The sequence below is a fragment of the Tolypothrix sp. PCC 7712 genome, assembly GCF_025860405.1.
In the GTDB taxonomy this organism is placed as follows: Bacteria; Cyanobacteriota; Cyanobacteriia; order Cyanobacteriales; family Nostocaceae; genus Aulosira; species Aulosira diplosiphon.
The window spans coordinates 2,231,670-2,248,325 of sequence record NZ_CP063785.1; the positions used below are offsets into that span (position 1 = coordinate 2,231,670).

General features: G+C 41.8%; 14 protein-coding genes. 7 read left to right on the forward strand and 7 right to left on the reverse strand.

Going from position 1 to position 16,656, the window contains the following annotated elements; translation table 11 throughout:
• Positions 1 to 82 precede the first annotated feature (82 nt).
• Complete coding sequence (locus HGR01_RS09035; protein ID WP_045869445.1) at positions 83 to 2,473, reverse strand: putative PEP-binding protein; 2,391 nt, start codon at positions 2,471 to 2,473, stop codon at positions 83 to 85.
• An 887-nt stretch (positions 2,474 to 3,360) separates the two neighbouring features.
• Here HGR01_RS09035 and HGR01_RS09040 point away from each other — a divergent pair.
• Entirely contained in the window at positions 3,361 to 3,798 is a 438-nt protein-coding gene (locus HGR01_RS09040; protein ID WP_045869444.1) for an MgtC/SapB family protein, read from the forward strand.
• Positions 3,799 to 3,966: 168 nt separating this feature from the next.
• On the opposite strand, the gene HGR01_RS09045 is transcribed toward HGR01_RS09040, so the two are convergent.
• The 3 genes from HGR01_RS09045 to HGR01_RS09055 form a co-directional block, all read right to left on the reverse strand.
• A complete protein-coding gene (locus tag HGR01_RS09045) occupies positions 3,967 to 4,380 on the reverse strand; it encodes a hypothetical protein (protein ID WP_045869443.1) in 414 nt (137 codons plus the stop codon).
• A 282-nt stretch (positions 4,381 to 4,662) separates the two neighbouring features.
• The gene (gene recF / locus HGR01_RS09050) at positions 4,663 to 5,796 is read right to left on the reverse strand and encodes a DNA replication/repair protein RecF (protein ID WP_045869442.1); all 1,134 of its coding nucleotides are present in this window, start codon (positions 5,794 to 5,796) and stop codon (positions 4,663 to 4,665) included.
• Positions 5,797 to 5,939: 143 nt separating this feature from the next.
• The gene (locus tag HGR01_RS09055) at positions 5,940 to 8,801 is read right to left on the reverse strand and encodes a cation-translocating P-type ATPase (protein ID WP_045869441.1); all 2,862 of its coding nucleotides are present in this window, start codon (positions 8,799 to 8,801) and stop codon (positions 5,940 to 5,942) included.
• Positions 8,802 to 9,108: 307 nt separating this feature from the next.
• Between HGR01_RS09055 and HGR01_RS09060 the strand changes: the two genes are divergently transcribed.
• Complete coding sequence (locus tag HGR01_RS09060) at positions 9,109 to 10,779, forward strand: transglutaminase domain-containing protein (protein WP_045869440.1); 1,671 nt, start codon at positions 9,109 to 9,111, stop codon at positions 10,777 to 10,779.
• A 52-nt stretch (positions 10,780 to 10,831) separates the two neighbouring features.
• Here the strand turns inward: HGR01_RS09060 and HGR01_RS09065 are convergent, their stop codons facing one another.
• A complete protein-coding gene (locus HGR01_RS09065) occupies positions 10,832 to 11,686 on the reverse strand; it encodes a PD-(D/E)XK nuclease family protein (RefSeq protein ID WP_045869690.1) in 855 nt (284 codons plus the stop codon).
• A 105-nt stretch (positions 11,687 to 11,791) separates the two neighbouring features.
• Between HGR01_RS09065 and HGR01_RS09070 the strand changes: the two genes are divergently transcribed.
• The 4 genes from HGR01_RS09070 (at position 11,792) to HGR01_RS09085 (ending at position 14,138) form a co-directional block, all read left to right on the forward strand.
• The gene (locus tag HGR01_RS09070) at positions 11,792 to 13,219 is read left to right on the forward strand and encodes a phosphoglucomutase/phosphomannomutase family protein (protein WP_045869439.1); all 1,428 of its coding nucleotides are present in this window, start codon (positions 11,792 to 11,794) and stop codon (positions 13,217 to 13,219) included.
• An 84-nt stretch (positions 13,220 to 13,303) separates the two neighbouring features.
• A complete protein-coding gene (locus HGR01_RS09075) occupies positions 13,304 to 13,579 on the forward strand; it encodes a lipopolysaccharide assembly protein LapA domain-containing protein (protein WP_045869689.1) in 276 nt (91 codons plus the stop codon).
• A gap of 75 nt (positions 13,580 to 13,654) precedes the next feature.
• Positions 13,655 to 13,930 carry a BrnT family toxin gene (locus tag HGR01_RS09080; protein ID WP_045869438.1) on the forward strand — a complete coding sequence of 92 codons (276 nt, stop codon included), beginning with the start codon at positions 13,655 to 13,657 and terminating at the stop codon, positions 13,928 to 13,930.
• A complete protein-coding gene (locus HGR01_RS09085) occupies positions 13,914 to 14,138 on the forward strand; it encodes a hypothetical protein (RefSeq protein ID WP_045869437.1) in 225 nt (74 codons plus the stop codon). The genes HGR01_RS09080 and HGR01_RS09085 overlap by 17 nt, the downstream gene beginning before the upstream one ends.
• 102 nt (positions 14,139 to 14,240) lie before the next feature.
• Here the strand turns inward: HGR01_RS09085 and HGR01_RS09090 are convergent, their stop codons facing one another.
• Entirely contained in the window at positions 14,241 to 14,732 is a 492-nt protein-coding gene (locus HGR01_RS09090) for a hypothetical protein (RefSeq protein ID WP_228045765.1), read from the reverse strand.
• Positions 14,733 to 14,734: 2 nt separating this feature from the next.
• Complete coding sequence (locus HGR01_RS09095; protein ID WP_045869436.1) at positions 14,735 to 14,968, reverse strand: hypothetical protein; 234 nt, start codon at positions 14,966 to 14,968, stop codon at positions 14,735 to 14,737.
• A gap of 182 nt (positions 14,969 to 15,150) precedes the next feature.
• Here HGR01_RS09095 and HGR01_RS09100 point away from each other — a divergent pair, with 182 nt between their 5' ends.
• A complete protein-coding gene (locus tag HGR01_RS09100; RefSeq protein ID WP_045869909.1) occupies positions 15,151 to 16,653 on the forward strand; it encodes an IS5 family transposase in 1,503 nt (500 codons plus the stop codon).
• Positions 16,654 to 16,656 lie beyond the last annotated feature (3 nt).

The window sequence follows — 16,656 nt, forward strand, 5'->3', positions numbered from 1 at the left end:
CTCCCTCATCTCCCTCATCTCCCTCATCTCCCTCATCTCCCTCATCTCCCTCATCTCCCTCATCTCCCCCTGCCCTCTTGCCTCATTCCGTCAACTGCCGGCGTGCGGCTTCTAAAATCAGGCGGTGTTCTGCACGGGCGATCGCGTCGTAGGTGCGGCTTACTGCTTCTGGTTCTACGGAAATGGCTGTGATGCCCCAGCGCACTAGATGATCGATGATTTCTGGATAAGTCACTGGGGCTTGACCGCAGATGGCACAAGGAATTCCGGCATTTTTCGCCATTTCTATGAGTTGAGCGATCGCATTCATCACTGCGGGTTGGAGTTCGTTAAATACTCGCGCTAGCTGTTGTTGCTCTCGATCTACTCCGAGTAGCAGTTGCGTGAGGTCATTTGTGCCAATGGAAATACCATTTACTCCCGCTTTCACATATTCTGGTAGTAAAAATAGTACGCTGGGTACTTCTGCCATCATCCACAATTGAAACTGCGGCTGTTGGGTTAATCCGGCTTGCTCTACTTTGTGGCGACAAAAGGTAAATTCTTCTACACTCCGAACAAAGGGCAACAAAAGGTTAATGTTGTTGTAACCAGCTTTTTGCACTGTTGCTAAAGCATTCAGTTCTAATTCAAAGACTGCAGGATTGAGTAAATAGCTAAATATTCCGCGTTCGCCCAAAATTGATTTTGGTGAAGATTGCTGCTGATTGGGGAAGGATGGTAATTCGTGCGATCGCCAATCTAAAGAGCGGTAAAATACTGGCCGCGGCGCAAAGCCACGAGCAAATTGCATAATCTGCTCAGTCCATAATTCTAATAATTCTGCCTGTCGCTGATCTGCTAGCCAGCTACTAGGATGCTCGCCTGAGAGGATATTAAGTATCATCAATTCTGAGCGTAATAACCCTACTCCATCTACAGGCAAATTTTGCACTTGCTCTATGAGGTTAGGCTGGCTGAGATTGAGTAATAACTGAGTAGCAATTAGCGGTTTGGCTGACGCAAAACCAGAATCAGGAGATTCCCAGGAATTGGTATTGGTAGGCGAGGACATGGAAGAATGCAGGTAATTGAGTTCTAAAGCCTCTGCTGAACCCCATTTTGACTGAACTTCTTCTAGGGCTACATCTGCTTTGACGCGATAAACTTCTGCGCGATCGCCATCTAATATCAGTTTTTCACCGTTTTGGATTAAAGCGGTGACATCTGTAGCACTGACAACTGCGGGGATACCCAATTCCCTAGCTAGGATTGCGGCATGGCTCGTCAATCCTCCTTGCTCCGTGATAATACCTTTAATTTGTTGCAATAAAGGTAACCAATTAGGCTTGATAGAGCGAGCAACTAAAATCGCTCCTTGGGGTAGTTTTTCTGGTTGAAATTGGGAATTAGCAACGACATAGGCAGTTGCAGTGACACGTCCCCTCGCTGCCCCTAATCCTTTGATGATGTGTACATTAGGGATGGCAGATTGGGGGGATTTAACTTGTGTTAAGTAAAGCTTAGGGGTGGGATTTGCCTGCAAAATCGTCCATTTCACAGAAAAATGTTTACCGAATTCACCCACAAGTTGACTGGCTAAATCTATCACTTGTGGCAGGTATTCTTTTGGTAAGGCGTATTGTTTTTGTTGGTTTTCTGCCAGTAAATAGGTGTTTAAAGCTGTATCATCCGCGATTAGGACAGAATCTGGTAATGCTTGCCATTCATCTGTACTACCTGGTGCGTCAACACCATAAGCCAAAATTTTATTGCCGAGGTGTTTCTCGAGCAGTTTGCCTGTATCTGGTTGAATATAGTAGACATCTGGCTGAACTTCACCATTAGCGATCGCTACTTCTAATCCACAAGTAGCAGTGATTTCCCACGCAGATGTATTCGCATTAATTGAACCACTGGCAATGGCATTGCGAACTGGTTGCACTAAAACTGCTAAATTAACTTGTTGCAGGTTAATTCCTGCTTGCTGCCAATATAGTAGACTTCTGGCTCGAAATAACTGACTCCAAGTTTGCTTTAATGCTTTGGCGATCGCATCTTGATCGGATTGGCAAAAAATTGACTCTAGCAACCCAGAAATCTTACCAACTTGCTTGTTATTATTTGGCACCGTTAGGCTAGGGCGCAAAATTAGATAGCCACTTTCCCATTCTCTTGCAGCTTTGAAAAGCTTACTCATCCATGACGATGGTACAGTGGCAGCAATAATTTCCTGACGCAAACGCCCTGCTACCTGCTGGAGTTGTCGCCAATTACCAACATCTAGGTGCAAAGAAGAATATGGCAAATCAGCGACTAATGACTCTGAACTATTGAGAGTTTCTAAGAATTCTCGCAAAACTTCTGCCCCAATGACAAAACCCGGTACTACCGGGTAGCCACGCTGCATAATTCTGCTCAAGTAAAACGCTTTGTCACCTACTTTGGCGCGGTCTTGGAGTTTAATTTGGTCAAGCCAGTAGAGTTTGTCCACTCAATTTTTTGTACTCAGTTGTCATTCAATTGCTTAGGTCACCGTAATGACCATTTATACAAACTTAAGCTCGAATCCTCTCTGGTACTTAACGCCAAATTCCTCTATTTTCTCTGATTCTACGTCTTCTAAATTTTAGAGTAGTTACTCTGCTGGAATTTTTGGTTTTTGCAAAGGCGTAAATGAGAATGGGTAATGTCGTCACCAGGGATGAGTTTATTGGGGAAATTACGCCGTTGAATACTAGCAATATCACCTGCTTGTGAACCGCTGGTTAACTCACCGATGCGCTTCTAGTTTTTTGTATCTATTTTTAGCACAACTTGATTTTAGAAAATCAGAAGTAAAGCCGAAAACTTTACCAGAATTAGCTGATGACTGAAAATTAACAATTAATAACACTAATTATTAGTGCTTAAATTGTCAGATATAAGGAATTCATAATTTTTGAATTCATAATATTTCCGCTCTCCAAAAGTGTTATCTCATTTAATTATTGAGTGTATGGTTAAATTTAGCAATTTGTAGTGCATTGTGCAGATTAAACTATTTTACATAACTAAATATCGATATAATAAGCTTTAAATTTAGAAATTTTTATCTCTAAGATAAAAATTCCTATGAATTGATATTGACATAATATGTATCCAGCCTAAGGTAGAAATTTGCTGATCAATCAGCCGAAATTAGGAATTTTTTGCAAAAAGAGTCCAGAATAAAAACGTTAATAAGTGCAAAACTTTCAGATAGGTCTAGAATATCTTCTCAAGCTACGTGAGAAAATATGGACAAGGATGATAAACAGTTAGCAATTTTTATCCTTCACACTTATTGATCAACGCTGAACTTAGCTCAGTATTATTAAACACTTATCATATTGATACTTAATGACCAACGATTGGCTAAATATTATCTTTAGACTATGTATTGCATTGGTAAGTGGGGGGATTATTGGCTGGGAACGCCAACTGCGACACAAGCCAGCAGGTTTAAGAACTCATATGTTAGTCAGTCTTGGTTCTGCTCTGTTTACCCTCATACCTTTGCATACAGTTGGGTTGCAAGCTAACGCTGATGCACTTAGTCGCGTGATTCAAGGTATTGCTGCTGGGATAGGATTTCTGGGTGCTGGTGAGATTTTGCGCGAATCTTCCAACGATTCGCAGCGTCCTGAAATTCATGGATTAACATCAGCTGCGGCTGTTTGGGTATCAGCCGCTTTAGGAATTGCTGCGGGATGTAACTTGTGGCAATTAAGTTTAATTGGCGCTTTCCTCACTTTTTTAGTTCTCAATATTTTTAAAAAATTAGAAAGATGGAATTAAGAGATGATTTATAAAGTCGCCTAACGCACCACCCACGCGACGGCGCGTTACGGCTAAATTTTAATGTCTCTAGGCCCCAAAACCTTTCATAGCCGTAACACACCCTACATTTAGTTTAGAAATTGTTCCTTAAACAATCAATTTCTAACTTAAGAATAAAGAATTTAGCTAATTGAATAATTTCAGAGCCTTAGCAAAGATAGCTTCTTCTGCTCTAGTCTGGAGAATCATTTTTACTGAAGTAATTAAATCTAAATTAGGCTGTATATCATTCTCAATTGTTTTACTAGCTGCATAAAAGCTGACATCGTTGCAATTAAGTTCATTAGTGGTACCAGTTTGTAATTGCCCTTTTTGATAGTCCCAAGAAACTGATTTACCACGTAAAGTAAATTGAAACCATAATATTTCATCATCTTTTAATTCAAAGAAAACATCTAAATAAGGTTCTTCTCCTTGGAACCACATTCTTGTTATTCCTGGTTGTTGACATTTTTTGAGTATCTTTGGCTCAATTTCTCGTAAAGATGCGCCTAATGCAACAATCTCATCTTTATTTAATAAATAATTTTTTTGCATCATATCTAAAACTTAATGTAAGATGATCGCGTTATTATTTCCTTAAATAGGAGGCTTTAAAATAGTTGAAAAAAGCAACTCAAATTTAATTTCAGTAATGCTAAAAAGCTTGATAAAAATTTATGGAAAAGCCAAGATTTTATCAATAAAAATTATTTATTAAAAATTTCCATTGATAGCCTGAAATAATATTAAGCAAAATTTGTCATTTTGCTGGCAAACACCTTAATCTCTATTCTGACAAGTTTGGAAAGCTGGTGAAGCTTCACATTTTATTATGTTGGCTTAGTCAAGCGGATTTGGCAATGATATTTCTCCGGCTTTTACCAAGAGAATTTGGGATGAATTCAACCACTGTGAGTCAAAAGAACCAAGATGAGTTGTGGTGATTAAAGTTTGAAACCTGTCTTGAATAGCATCAAGTAACTGATTTTGGCGATATAAGTCTAGCTCTGCTAAAACATCATCCAGTAATAGCAGTGGTGGTTCGCCAACGACTTCTTCAATTAATTGTAATTCGGCTAATTTCAACGCTAGTACTAGGGTGCGCTGCTGACCTTGAGAACCGTATTGACGCGCTGGTGTTTGGTTAATAATTAATTCTATTTCATCGCGATGAGGGCCTACTAGGGTAGTTCCTTGGCGCAACTCCGCGATCGCTCGCTGCTGAATTTTTTCTAAAAAAGCTTGTTGTACTTCTTGGGGATAATTTTCTCCCAAGGGAACGTTGGGTGCATATTTAATTTGCAGTTCTTCCGTACTACCACTGATGCTAGCGTGCCAATTAGTTGCAATTGGTGCTAGCCTTTGTAGCGCTCGTTCACGTCGTCTAATAACGCGTGTACCTGTGGTAGCTAACTGAGTATCCCATACAGCCAATTGTTCTGATTGCTGGCTACTGAGTGCTGAATCTTGAGTTTGTTTTAAAAATGCATTGCGTTGTCGCAAAACCTGATTGTATTGCTGCAAAATGTGAGCATATACAGGTTCGAGTTGAATTAATAAAGTATCTAGCCAGCTACGACGACCTTCTGGGCCACCTCGTACCAAGTCTAAATCTAAGCTAGAAAACTCAACGGCATTCAAAACACCAAGAAAATCCATTTGGCGACGCACAATTTCACTATTGAGCGCCACTGTACGTCGCCCATTGCGACGTAGGGTTAAAGTCAAGTCACTAATACTAGATTTGCGCTCTAAGGAAGCATTAATTTGGGCGATCGCTTCTCCTTCTTGCACTAAATCGCGATCGCGGGCCATACGATGCGATCGCAATGTGGCTAATAACTCCACCGCCTCCAATAAATTTGATTTTCCCTGAGCATTATTACCCACCAAAATTGTCTTGGCAGCGGTAAACTCAACCTTTTGGTCTTGGTAATTACGAAATTGTCTCAGGTGAATCGATTTGAGAAACATAGCAAGGAGATGAGAGAACAGGGGGAGTAAGGGGAGCGAGGGGAGTACAAGGAGATAAGGGAGCATTTTGTCATCCCCCTCATCCCCCTCATCCCCCTCATCCCCCTCATCTCCCTCATCTCCCTCATCTTCCTCATCCCTAATTAAACGGTCTTTTTACCCATTAAGCGGAAGAATATCTTCTCCAATTCCACCCAGACAAACATTAAGGCGCTAAAGCCAATACAAATAGCTAACTCTTGTGGTGGTAACCAATGGGTACCAAAGAAATCTCGCAGGGGTGGAACGTAAACTAGCATCAACTGCAAAATTGTTGTCACAACCACAGCACCCAAAACAAACGGATTTGATAAGGGATTCATTTCTATGGTGAGTTGGTTATTCGAGCGGATAGCTATAGCATGACCCATTTGGGCAATACATAGGGAGGTGAATACCATTGTCTTCCATCTTTCTGGGTCAAGTCCCGGCCCGACTACGGCTTTGGAATGGAAGTATGCCCATTCCATGAGAATAATCGTGATGATCGCAAAGACAATCCCAATGCGAACCATATAAGAACCCAATCCTCTAGCAAAGATACTTTCCCGGGGGCTAAAGGGTGGACGCTTCATCACATCTGGTTCTGGGGGTTCTACCGCTAAGGCTAAGGCTGGTAAACCATCTGTAACTAAGTTCATCCAGAGAATTTGTAGGGGAGTCAGGGGAACGCCTCCCAAGCCTAAAATTGGTGCAGCGGCAATTGTTAGCACTTCACCGATGTTACTGCCCAGAATGTATTTAATAAAGCGGCGGATGTTGGTGTAAACTACTCTACCTTCCTTAGTAGCGGAAACAATGGTGGCAAAGTTGTCATCTAGCAGCACCATGTCGCTAGCTTCTTTACTGACATCTGTACCAGTAATGCCCATCGCAATCCCGATATCGGCTTGCTTTAAGGCGGGAGCATCGTTGACACCATCACCCGTCATCGCCACAAATCTACCACGGCGTTGCAGAGCTTTGACGATTCGTAGTTTGTGTTCTGGGGAAACCCGGGCATAAATGCTGACTAAATCGACATTTTGCTCCAGTTCCTCGTCACTCATGCGCTGTAATTCTTGCCCTGTGAGTACACGAGAGCCTTCTTCTGCTATGCCTAAGTCAGCTGCGATCGCTCTGGCTGTTAATTGGTGATCGCCAGTAATCATGACTGGGCGAATCCCGGCTTCCCGACATTCTTGCACGGCGGCTCTCACTTCTGGGCGTGGTGCATCTAGCATCCCCACTAACCCCAGCCATACTAACTCTTGCTCTGAGGCTTCATCTGAACCTTCTGGGGGAATTTCTGCCCAAGGTTTGTAAGCAAAACCTAGTACCCGCAAACCCTTACTCGCCATTTGGTCGTTTTCTGCCAGAACTTTTTGGCGTTGTTCTTCTGTTAAGGGGGCTGAGTGTCTACCCAAATAAATTTGGCTGCAACGCGCCAAAATTAACTCGGGGGAACCTTTGGTAAACATTAAATAATTTTCGGATTGCAGAAAACCTGCGATCGCCGGGTCAATTCCTGTACCGGAAGCATCCCCAGTAGCAATCTCCTGTACCTGAGCAATCACGCTCATGCGCTTACGTTCTGAAGAAAACGGAAATTCTCCTACCCGAGGTAATTTACTTTCCCATTGGTCTTTTTCAATACCTGCTTTCCCCGCCAAGGTCATTAATGCGCCTTCAGTGGGGTCTCCTAAAATCGCCCATTCGCCTTGTTCTTTTTGCAGGACGGAATCGTTACAAACAGCACAAGCAACTAGCAAAGCAGAGATTTCCGGATATTCATCTACAGAAATTTTCTGTCCGTTTAATTGAAAATCCCCGGTGGGGGCGTAACCTTCGCCTGTAACCCTAAAATTAGAATTATTTGTATAAACTGATTGCACCACCATTTTGTTCTGAGTCAGTGTGCCAGTTTTATCAGAACAAATTGTGGTAACTGAACCCAAGGTTTCCACGGCTGGAAGTTTACGAATCAAGGCATTTTGCTTGACCATTCGCTGGGTTCCCAATGCCAAGGTAACGGTAATTACGGCGGGTAACCCTTCAGGAACCACAGCCACCGCCATACTCAAAGAAACTTCTAAGAGTTCTTGTAAATTGCTAAAACCTCTAGCCTGGATGATACCGCCAATCACAACAATGGCTACCAGAATTAAAGAACCGCTGACTAGGACATTACCTAGTTGCGTCATCCGCTGTTGCAGAGGCGTTGGTTCACTTTCCACTGACTGTAACAAAGTAGCAATTTTGCCTAACTCTGTTTTCATCCCAGTGCTAGTAACTAGAACCTTGCCTCGTCCTTGAACAACTTCTGTACCTTGATAGACAACATTAATGCGATCGCCTAATCCTGTGTCTTCAGGTAATTGTAATGTGGCTTGTTTATTAACAGCTTCCGCTTCACCAGTGAGCGCCGATTCTCGCACTTGTAAATTAGATTGTTCAACTAAGCGTCCATCTGCGGCTATCTGTACCCCAGCTTCCAGCAGCATTACATCCCCAGGAACGATCTCCTTAGCAGCGACATCCAAAAGTTTGCGATCGCGGATGACTCGCACTAAGGGAGAGGAGAGTTTTTTGAGGGCTGCGAGGGCTTTTTCGGCACGGCTTTCTTGCACATAGCCGAGGATACCATTGAGGATGACAATCGCCATAATCGCGATCGTATCCTTGAATGGCACTTCCCCTGGTTTGAGATTACCTCCTTGCCAAGCGACGAGGTCTAAAACCCCAGAGATGATAGCTACAGCAATCAGCATCAACAACATAATGTTCTTGAACTGATCTAGCAGAATCTCCCAAGCGCTACGGCCACCATGTTCTTCAAGTTCATTGGGGCCATATTTGTGCAACCGTTGCTCCACTTCTTGGGGTGTCAAGCCACTGTCTGCATTACTATCAAGCAGTTCGAGCGCTTTTTCAACTTCTAAACTATGCCAAACGGCGGCACTTTCAGGCAGAGAATTAGCAGACATCACTTAAGTTACAGGAAAAGGTTACAAAATTCGATCATAATTTAGTGATGGTCAGAAAACCATCCACTAAAGTTACATAAAGGCTCTCGCCAGTTTGTATCAGTTCAGTTTAGATGTGATTCCTGACATTTGTCATCTGAAGGATTAATCCTTCATGGGTATTTTTATGTGTTATTTCCTAGGTCAGAGTTTTTTTGGAACACATTGCACTGATAATTGTAAGCAGCACCACTCTGAAAACTTGGTCACATTGGATGTACCACAATTTATTCTAGGCGTGCTAAACGGTTAAATGAATATGCTTAATATGAGTTTTGCACTCCCCAGTATGACCGTTAGCCAGATGTTTGGTCAAAGAACGATTCGACCGCTAACTGCTGCCGCACTAGGTGGCATTGCTTTTATTCAAGATAGACTAATCGCCATTGATACGATTAAGGGACATCTGCTGGAGATTGACCCAATATCTGACAACAGTAAAATACTGAATCCTCATCAAGTTAAGGAATTTACTGATGTCACAGGTATCGCAGTCTGGGAAGATACCCTGTGGGTGACTCGTGGTAATAGTGTTTATCGCTGCCAGATGAATGCTTTAGGACTAGAGCATTTTGTGACATTGCCTTATCCGGCTGAGGGTATTGCTGTATGGGAATCCACAGTCTATATCAGTTGCCAAAAGTTAGGCTATATCTTGATTTATGAATCCGATAGCCGTAAAGAAATTACTAGATTTTATGCCCCAGGAGTGGGACAAGAGAATTTAACAGTCAGTCAAGATACTCTGTGGGTGAGCGATCGCACAGAGCAAACAGTTTATTCTGTGGATCGGGCGACAGGGGAAATTCAATTTAGCGTACTCACCCCCTTTGACTCTCCCACAGGTATTGCGGTACATAAAGATAGCGAAACAGGCAAAGAAAGTCTTTATATCGCCTACGCCTCAGAAGAACCTTACATTCGAGATAATCCCAATGCCGATCCAAATCACGAACTAACATACCGCGATCGCACTTTTATTCATCCCCTCTATTATCATTACGAGCCAGAGAAACGTTACGCCCTCTCTAATGGCTACCTGATTGAAATGTCCTACGCTGAGGAAATTGCCCCCTTAGAAGAGGTATATCTAACGGACTTAGAATGGCGAATTGCTTTACCCTCAGAAACCGAACGCCAAAAAGTTAAACAAGTCGAACCGATTGGACTACCCTTTACAGAAGAAGTTATTGATGGGCAAAGAATAGCAGTATTTAAATTTGATACTCTTACTCCTGGAGAACGCCATATATTTGGCTGGAAAGCGACTTTAGAAGTGCGCGGCATTAAGTATCGTATTACACCCAAAGATGTGGAAGATATTCCCCCAGTTACTCCAGAATTTGCTAGCCGCTATCTGGTTGATGATGATGAGTTAGCAATGGAGACTAGCATTGTCCGCCGGGCTGCACGCGATGCAGTTGGTTCAGAAACCAATTTGCTGCGGAAGATGTATAGTATCCGTAATTATGTTTACGATGAATTGTCATATGGTATTAAACCATACATTGATACGCCAGATGTGGTTTTAGAACGGGGTGTAGGTTCCTGTGGCGAATATGTAGGCGTATTGCTGGCTTTGTGCCGTTTGAATGGTATTCCCTGCCGCACAGTCGGTAGATACAAATGTCCACCCAACGGAGAATTGCAAGGCATACCCCTGCAACCAGACTTTAACCATGTGTGGTTAGAATTCTACATTCCCAATTACGGTTGGTTGCCAATGGAATCTAACCCTGATGATATCGGTAATGCAGGCCCCTATCCCACCCGCTTTTTCATGGGCTTATGCTGGTATCACATCGAAATTGGCAAAGGAGTTTCTTTTGAAACCATCAGCAGCCAAGGCGTACGTCTCACCAAAGAAGATATCCCCCTTGGCGACCTAGCAATTAATCACATCCGGTTTACAATTCTTAAAGAATTACCACCTTTCTAAACCTTGTAGAGACGCGATTCATCGCGTCTGTAATTTATCCCCCAATCCCCAATCACCCATTCACCCTTAAAATCGGCATAGATTGAGACTTTAGCTTGGGATTATCAGCAAAATCGCAGATAGAACGAAATGGACAGTATCGACAGTGCGAACCAGGATTTGGGGGAAAAATTTTGCTGAAATCTTGGGTTTGTTGGTGATATTTTTGCAAATCTTGCTGATGCTTACGGGCAATATGCGCCAATTCAAATTCTAAGGATAGTAATTCTTGATGGGTGATGTGAATTAAGTCAGATTTTTTACAAAGCTCTAAATTATAAAATGAGGCAACAGCTTCTTGTTCTGGGTAAAGATAACGCGCAGCCAGGAGATAAACTAAAGCTTGCCGCTGGTCAAAAGCAGCTTTGCCAGTTTTAAAATCTAAAATATGTAAAGTGCGATCGCTATCAATAAATACACAATCCATCGCAGCGTATAACCGGAAGCAATAATCATCTTGGTCAATTAAAATCGGTTTGGGAAAACCTTCATCGCCCGGTGTTAATTGGATGATGCGTTTATTCAACAGCAACGGCTCATTGTGATATTTTTTCAAAATTTGCAGCACCCGCTGTTGCACTTCTTCCGAGGAATGGCTTAATTTCAGTAGTTGAGCAACTTTTTCTACACCGTCTGTTTGGCTTAATAGGTGTCGATGATGATGAAATTCATAAACCCCTTTTTGGGCAAGTATGCCAATCCTTTGGGGTGCAGTCGCCGTGGCTAACAGCGCTTTCACTTTCGGTTCATGCTGACGTGCTTTAACAAACCCCCGTCTCATCTGGCAATGCCAACGTTCTTGTCCCGTAGCTGGGGCAACTAAAGACCAAAGGTGGTAACTGGCAAAAGGGCGATCGGGGATTGACATTGCAAACAAGCAGTGAGAAAAATAACGATGGGGATAGTTGCGGCTACACAAGCTTTGCGCGAAGCTTCCCATAGTACATAAGTTACAAGGGAAACTGTGGCAAACATGAGTGCTAGTAGCAAATCCAGCAAAATTCAATTTGGCACCGATGGTTGGCGAGGAATTATTGCTGATGACTTTACTTTTCCCAATGTGAGGAAAGTCACAAGAGCGATCGCTAGCTATCTGGAAACGGCCTATAGCAAAAATAGACCAGTTCTTGTTGCCTACGATACTCGATTTTTAGCTGACCAGTTTGCCCAGACAGCCGCCCAAGTCTTAGCTGACTTGGGTTGGAAGGTAAAAGTCACAAATCGGGATTGCCCCACACCAGTAATTGCCTACAACGCCCGTCACCTAAATTCGGCGGGGGCGTTGATGTTTACTGCTAGCCATAATCCTGCACCATACTGTGGGATAAAATATATCCCAGACTATGCTGGCCCTGCCACTCCAGAGATTACTGATACTATTGTGGCAAATATAAAAAGTGCATCAGATGCACCGGCTAGTAGTAATCCATCGGGTTCTATTTCTATTTTCGATCCGAAACCTAATTATCTGCAATTTATCTATACCTTAATTGATGTAAAAAAAATCAAAAGTGCCCAGTTAAAGGTAAAATACGATGCTTTGTATTCTACCTCTCGCGGTTATTTAGATGAAGTTTTGCAACAAAGTGGTGTAGAGTTAGAAAGTTTCCACACTTGGCGTGATGTACTGTTTGGTGGTGGAATGCCAGAACCCAAAGGCGAACAATTAGGTGAATTGGTAGCAGCAGTACGCGCCGATCAAGCCGATTTGGGTTTAGCAACAGATGGCGATAGCGATCGCTTTGGGATTGTTGATGAACAAGGTAATGTTCTGACTCCTAACACTGTGCTGTTAGTTTTAGCCAGTCATTTAATCAAAAATAAAGGTAAAAGCGGCGCTATTGTCCGCACTGTCGCCACAACTCATTTATTGGATAACTTCGCAGCTAAACACGGGCTACCAATTTATGAAACTCCTGTAGGCTTTAAATATATTGGAGAAAAAATGCGGGAAACCACCGTATTAATTGGTGGTGAAGAATCTGGTGGTTTAAGCATCATCGGACATATTCCCGAAAAAGATGGCATTTTAGCCAATATGCTAGTTGCAGAAGCGATCGCCTATGAAGGTAAGCCCCTCAGTCAGTTAGTTAAAGAAGCGATCGCCGCAGCTGACGGCCCGTTGTACAATCATCGCCTAGACTTACACCTTACCGAGTCTCACAAAACGGCTGTTATTGATTCCTTTACCAGAAATCCACCTGCAGAGGTAGCAGGAATTAAAGTTAAAGAAGTTGGTCGTAAAGACGGAATTAAGCTGTATTTAGAAGAAGATAGCTGGATATTGCTGCGTCCCTCCGGTACAGAACCCCTGGTGCGCGTTTATTTAGAAACCAACTCACCAGAGAAAGTTACCCAAATCGCTCAAGCAATGGAAAGGGCGATCGCTAAACTAGAATAAGAGTTTCAACCACCTTAAACCCAGAGGAATGCTGATCATTATCTGTGTTCGTCTGTGTTTAGCTTTGGTTTTATTAAATTTGTTATGAAAAGTATTGCTAATTTGCTGATATCTGTAGTTATAGCTGTGTGGGTAATGGCGATCGCTATTCTCTCAGTGCAAAACGCTACTTTAGTATCTTTAAAGTTTTTGAGTTTCCGATCCATTCAAATACCAGTTGGTTTAGTGCTGGCTTTTTGCGTTTGTATCGGCTTAGTTGGGATAGCTGTACTGCAACCTTTGTGGGGATTAGCTGATGGGCGCGGTAATTCTCGGTTAGATGAGGATGCTGAGTTTTTTGTTGATGACGAAGATTTTTGAAGTCCGCAGGCTTTCAACCTAGAGCTATCTATAAGAACTTAACCTGTTTTATATTTTTAAATCAACTTTGTCCAAATGCAGTTTGAATGGAATCCAGACAAAGCATCTCGAAATTTGCAAAAACATGGTGTTTCGTTTCAGGAAGCGGCTACAGTATTTGGCGATCCTTTATCTACAACCTTTCCCGATCCTGACCACTCTATTAGAGAGAGCCGATACGTTACTATCGGTTTATCTCGGTTTAGTCGGTTACTGATTGTAGCTCATACCGACCGAGGCGATCGCATTCGGATTATCAGCGCGCGGGAAACTACACGTCAAGAGCGAGGATTTTATGAAGAAGGAAACTAAACAAGAACCAGAAGATGAGTTACGTTCTGAATATGACTTTTCCCAACTCAAAGGCGGTATTCGAGGAAAATATGCAGAACGATACCAAGCAGGAACTAACTTGGTATTGTTAGATCCTGATGTTGCTCAAGCTTTTCCTAATGCTGAAGCAGTTAATGAAGCATTGCGTTTGTTAATACAAATTGCCCAACGGCAACAAACTAAATAATATATAAAAAGCCCTCAGACCAGAAGCCTGGGGCTATTAGAACAAAAGCTGCCGAACCATGCTATTGGAGTTTTTAGAAAAAGCGATCGCACTGCTATAAAATCAAAATGTCCATTCGTGGTTGGGATCATCAAGGGCAGCGCGGACAGAAGCTAAGTTAGCAAGGTCTTTGAATGGGCTTGATTTAGCGATTTCTGTGATTGTATTTAAGGTAAGCGCTAGTTGTTCATTATTACCGGATGCGATCGCACTATCAACCACAGCAAATAAAGCTCGAAAGTTTTCAGCACGTTCATCAAAAGAGCGATCAAGATACGCCATCAGCAAGTCGCGCTGGGCATTAATTTTGGTGATTGCTTCTTTTTCCCAAGCATCAATCTCACGTCTTTTTGTTTGTTCTTGTGCGGCAATTATCTTATATTCAGCATAATTGGAAGCAACTGCGTTAACACATTGTGTTTTTTCCAAAGCTGCTATCTCATGCCTTTTAGTTCGTTCTAACTCTCCTATTTGCTTGTAAGTAGAAATAATGCTTACTAAAGATTTTGTGGCGTTAACCGCAGTACATATTGTACCGATACTTGGTAAAACCATTACTAAATACCTCCCAGAGTTTTGTATTTAGCTTGAATAGTTAAAGTTGCAGGGTTTAATAGTCCTTCACTATCAAAAATAGAAATTTTCATAATTTCTGCCAGTGCTTTAATTAAAAGCGCTACCTCTTGAAATTTTCTAGCATCACGGCTGCGATCAAAAGGTTTGGCTTCAAGCTCTTGAAGTACCGCTTTAGCACTGTTGTTTAAATTACACACTAAATTAGCCAGTTCCACTATTCGCCGTTTAACCTGTAATAGAAAATCTTGAGCTGCTTCAATATTGGCAATCTCTACGTTGGGCTTGCAGAATAAACAAAAAACCTAGATAAATCAAGAGATTTGGGGGGACAAAAGAGAATAAAGTGCAAGGAAAAAGGATAAAGTAAGTAAAAACCCTTGTAGCAAGTTGCGTTGATATGTATCGAAAAGCGCAAAAGCAAGAAACAGCAGCAGAAGACTTTGAACTACCCTTTGGGGGAAAACTAGCCTCAGATAACCGTTGGGTAATCATGGCGGAGATGATACCTTGGTCAGAATTTGAAGCAGAGTACGCAGCAATATTTTCAGCAGAAATGGGCGCGCCAGCCAAAACATTTAGGATGGCATTAGGGGCATTAATAATTAAAGAAAAACTAGGCATAAGTGATAGGGAGACAGTAGAGCAAATTAGGGAGAATCCCTATCTGCAATACTTTATAGGAATGTCTTGCTATAGCAATAATGCCCCATTTGATGCGTCAATGTTAGTTCACTTTAGAGAAAGAATAGATATAAAATTAGTTAACAAACTGAATCGAGAAATAGTCAAGCAAGTGTTAGAAAGTAAAGAGGAGGTAGAAGTAAAATCAAAAAAGTCAGAAACCGAGGATTTAAAAAATGAGCCGACCAATCGGGGAAAATTAATATTAGATGCGAGTTGTGCGCCAGCGGATATCAGTTATCCCACAGACTTAGGATTATTAAATCAAGCCAGAAAGCATACAGAAACAATTATAGATATTTTATATAACTCCCTCTTGTTAAAGAGTATCAAAAAACCGAGAACCTATAGAAATATAGCTAGAAAGAATTACTTATTGGTAGCCAAAAAAAGAAAACCGACCATTAAAGAAAGAAGGAAAGCCATTAAACGGCAACTACAATATATCAAAAGAAATTTAGTTCACATTCAGCAGCTAATGGAGTTAGGTGCGTCACTCTTCAACCTGAGTAATAGGCAATATAAGAAATTACTGGTAGTAGCAGAAATTTATCGTCAACAACTTTGGTTATATGAAAATAAAAAAATTAGTATAGAAGACCGTATTGTCAGTTTAAATCAACCACACATTCGTCCGATAGTCCGTGGTAAAGCTGGAAAAAAAGTAGAGTTTGGGGCAAAGCTTTCAGCTAGTTGCTATGATGGCTATGTATTTTTAGACCATATTAGTTGGGATAATTTTAACGAATCAGGCGACTTAAAATCACAAGTAGAAGCCTACAAAAACTACACCGGGTATTATCCTCAATCAGTTCATGTTGATAAAATTTATCGCACTAGAGACAACCGCTCTTGGTGTCAAGAAAGAGGAATTAGAATTAGTGGGCCACCTTTAGGGAGACCACCTAAAAATGTCAGTCCTGAAAAAAAGAAACAAGCACGAGAAGATGAGCTAATTCGTAACTCTATTGAGGGTAAATTCGGACAAGGTAAACGAAGATTTAGCTTGGGTAGAGTCATGGCTAAACTTCCTCATACCTCTGTCACTGCTATTGCTATTACTTTTTTAGTCATGAATCTTTCTACCCTTGTTTCACGGCTTTTTTGGGAATTTTTATGCCAATTTTTCAACATTACATCTTTTTTCACTTCTTTTATTAGCAAAAGTGATGTTCCGTTTGATTGCAGACAACAAAAACTTATATTTGCTCTTCCCTGACTA

What these genes read in the sequence shown, in the direction of transcription:
- HGR01_RS09075 (WP_045869689.1), top strand. Translation starts at nt 13,304, where the DNA reads ATGAAAAGTATTGCTAATTTGCTGATATCTGTAGTTATAGCTGTGTGG.
- HGR01_RS09065 (WP_045869690.1), bottom strand. Translation starts at nt 11,686, where the DNA reads ATGTCAATCCCCGATCGCCCTTTTGCCAGTTACCACCTTTGGTCTTTA.
- HGR01_RS09090 (WP_228045765.1), bottom strand. Translation starts at nt 14,732, where the DNA reads ATGGTTTTACCAAGTATCGGTACAATATGTACTGCGGTTAACGCCACA.
- HGR01_RS09040 (WP_045869444.1), top strand. Translation starts at nt 3,361, where the DNA reads ATGACCAACGATTGGCTAAATATTATCTTTAGACTATGTATTGCATTG.
- HGR01_RS09070 (WP_045869439.1), top strand. Translation starts at nt 11,792, where the DNA reads ATGAGTGCTAGTAGCAAATCCAGCAAAATTCAATTTGGCACCGATGGT.
- HGR01_RS09100 (WP_045869909.1), top strand. Translation starts at nt 15,151, where the DNA reads ATGTATCGAAAAGCGCAAAAGCAAGAAACAGCAGCAGAAGACTTTGAA.
- HGR01_RS09045 (WP_045869443.1), bottom strand. Translation starts at nt 4,380, where the DNA reads ATGATGCAAAAAAATTATTTATTAAATAAAGATGAGATTGTTGCATTA.
- HGR01_RS09080 (WP_045869438.1), top strand. Translation starts at nt 13,655, where the DNA reads ATGCAGTTTGAATGGAATCCAGACAAAGCATCTCGAAATTTGCAAAAA.
- HGR01_RS09085 (WP_045869437.1), top strand. Translation starts at nt 13,914, where the DNA reads ATGAAGAAGGAAACTAAACAAGAACCAGAAGATGAGTTACGTTCTGAA.
- recF (WP_045869442.1), bottom strand. Translation starts at nt 5,796, where the DNA reads ATGTTTCTCAAATCGATTCACCTGAGACAATTTCGTAATTACCAAGAC.
- HGR01_RS09060 (WP_045869440.1), top strand. Translation starts at nt 9,109, where the DNA reads ATGAGTTTTGCACTCCCCAGTATGACCGTTAGCCAGATGTTTGGTCAA.
- HGR01_RS09055 (WP_045869441.1), bottom strand. Translation starts at nt 8,801, where the DNA reads ATGTCTGCTAATTCTCTGCCTGAAAGTGCCGCCGTTTGGCATAGTTTA.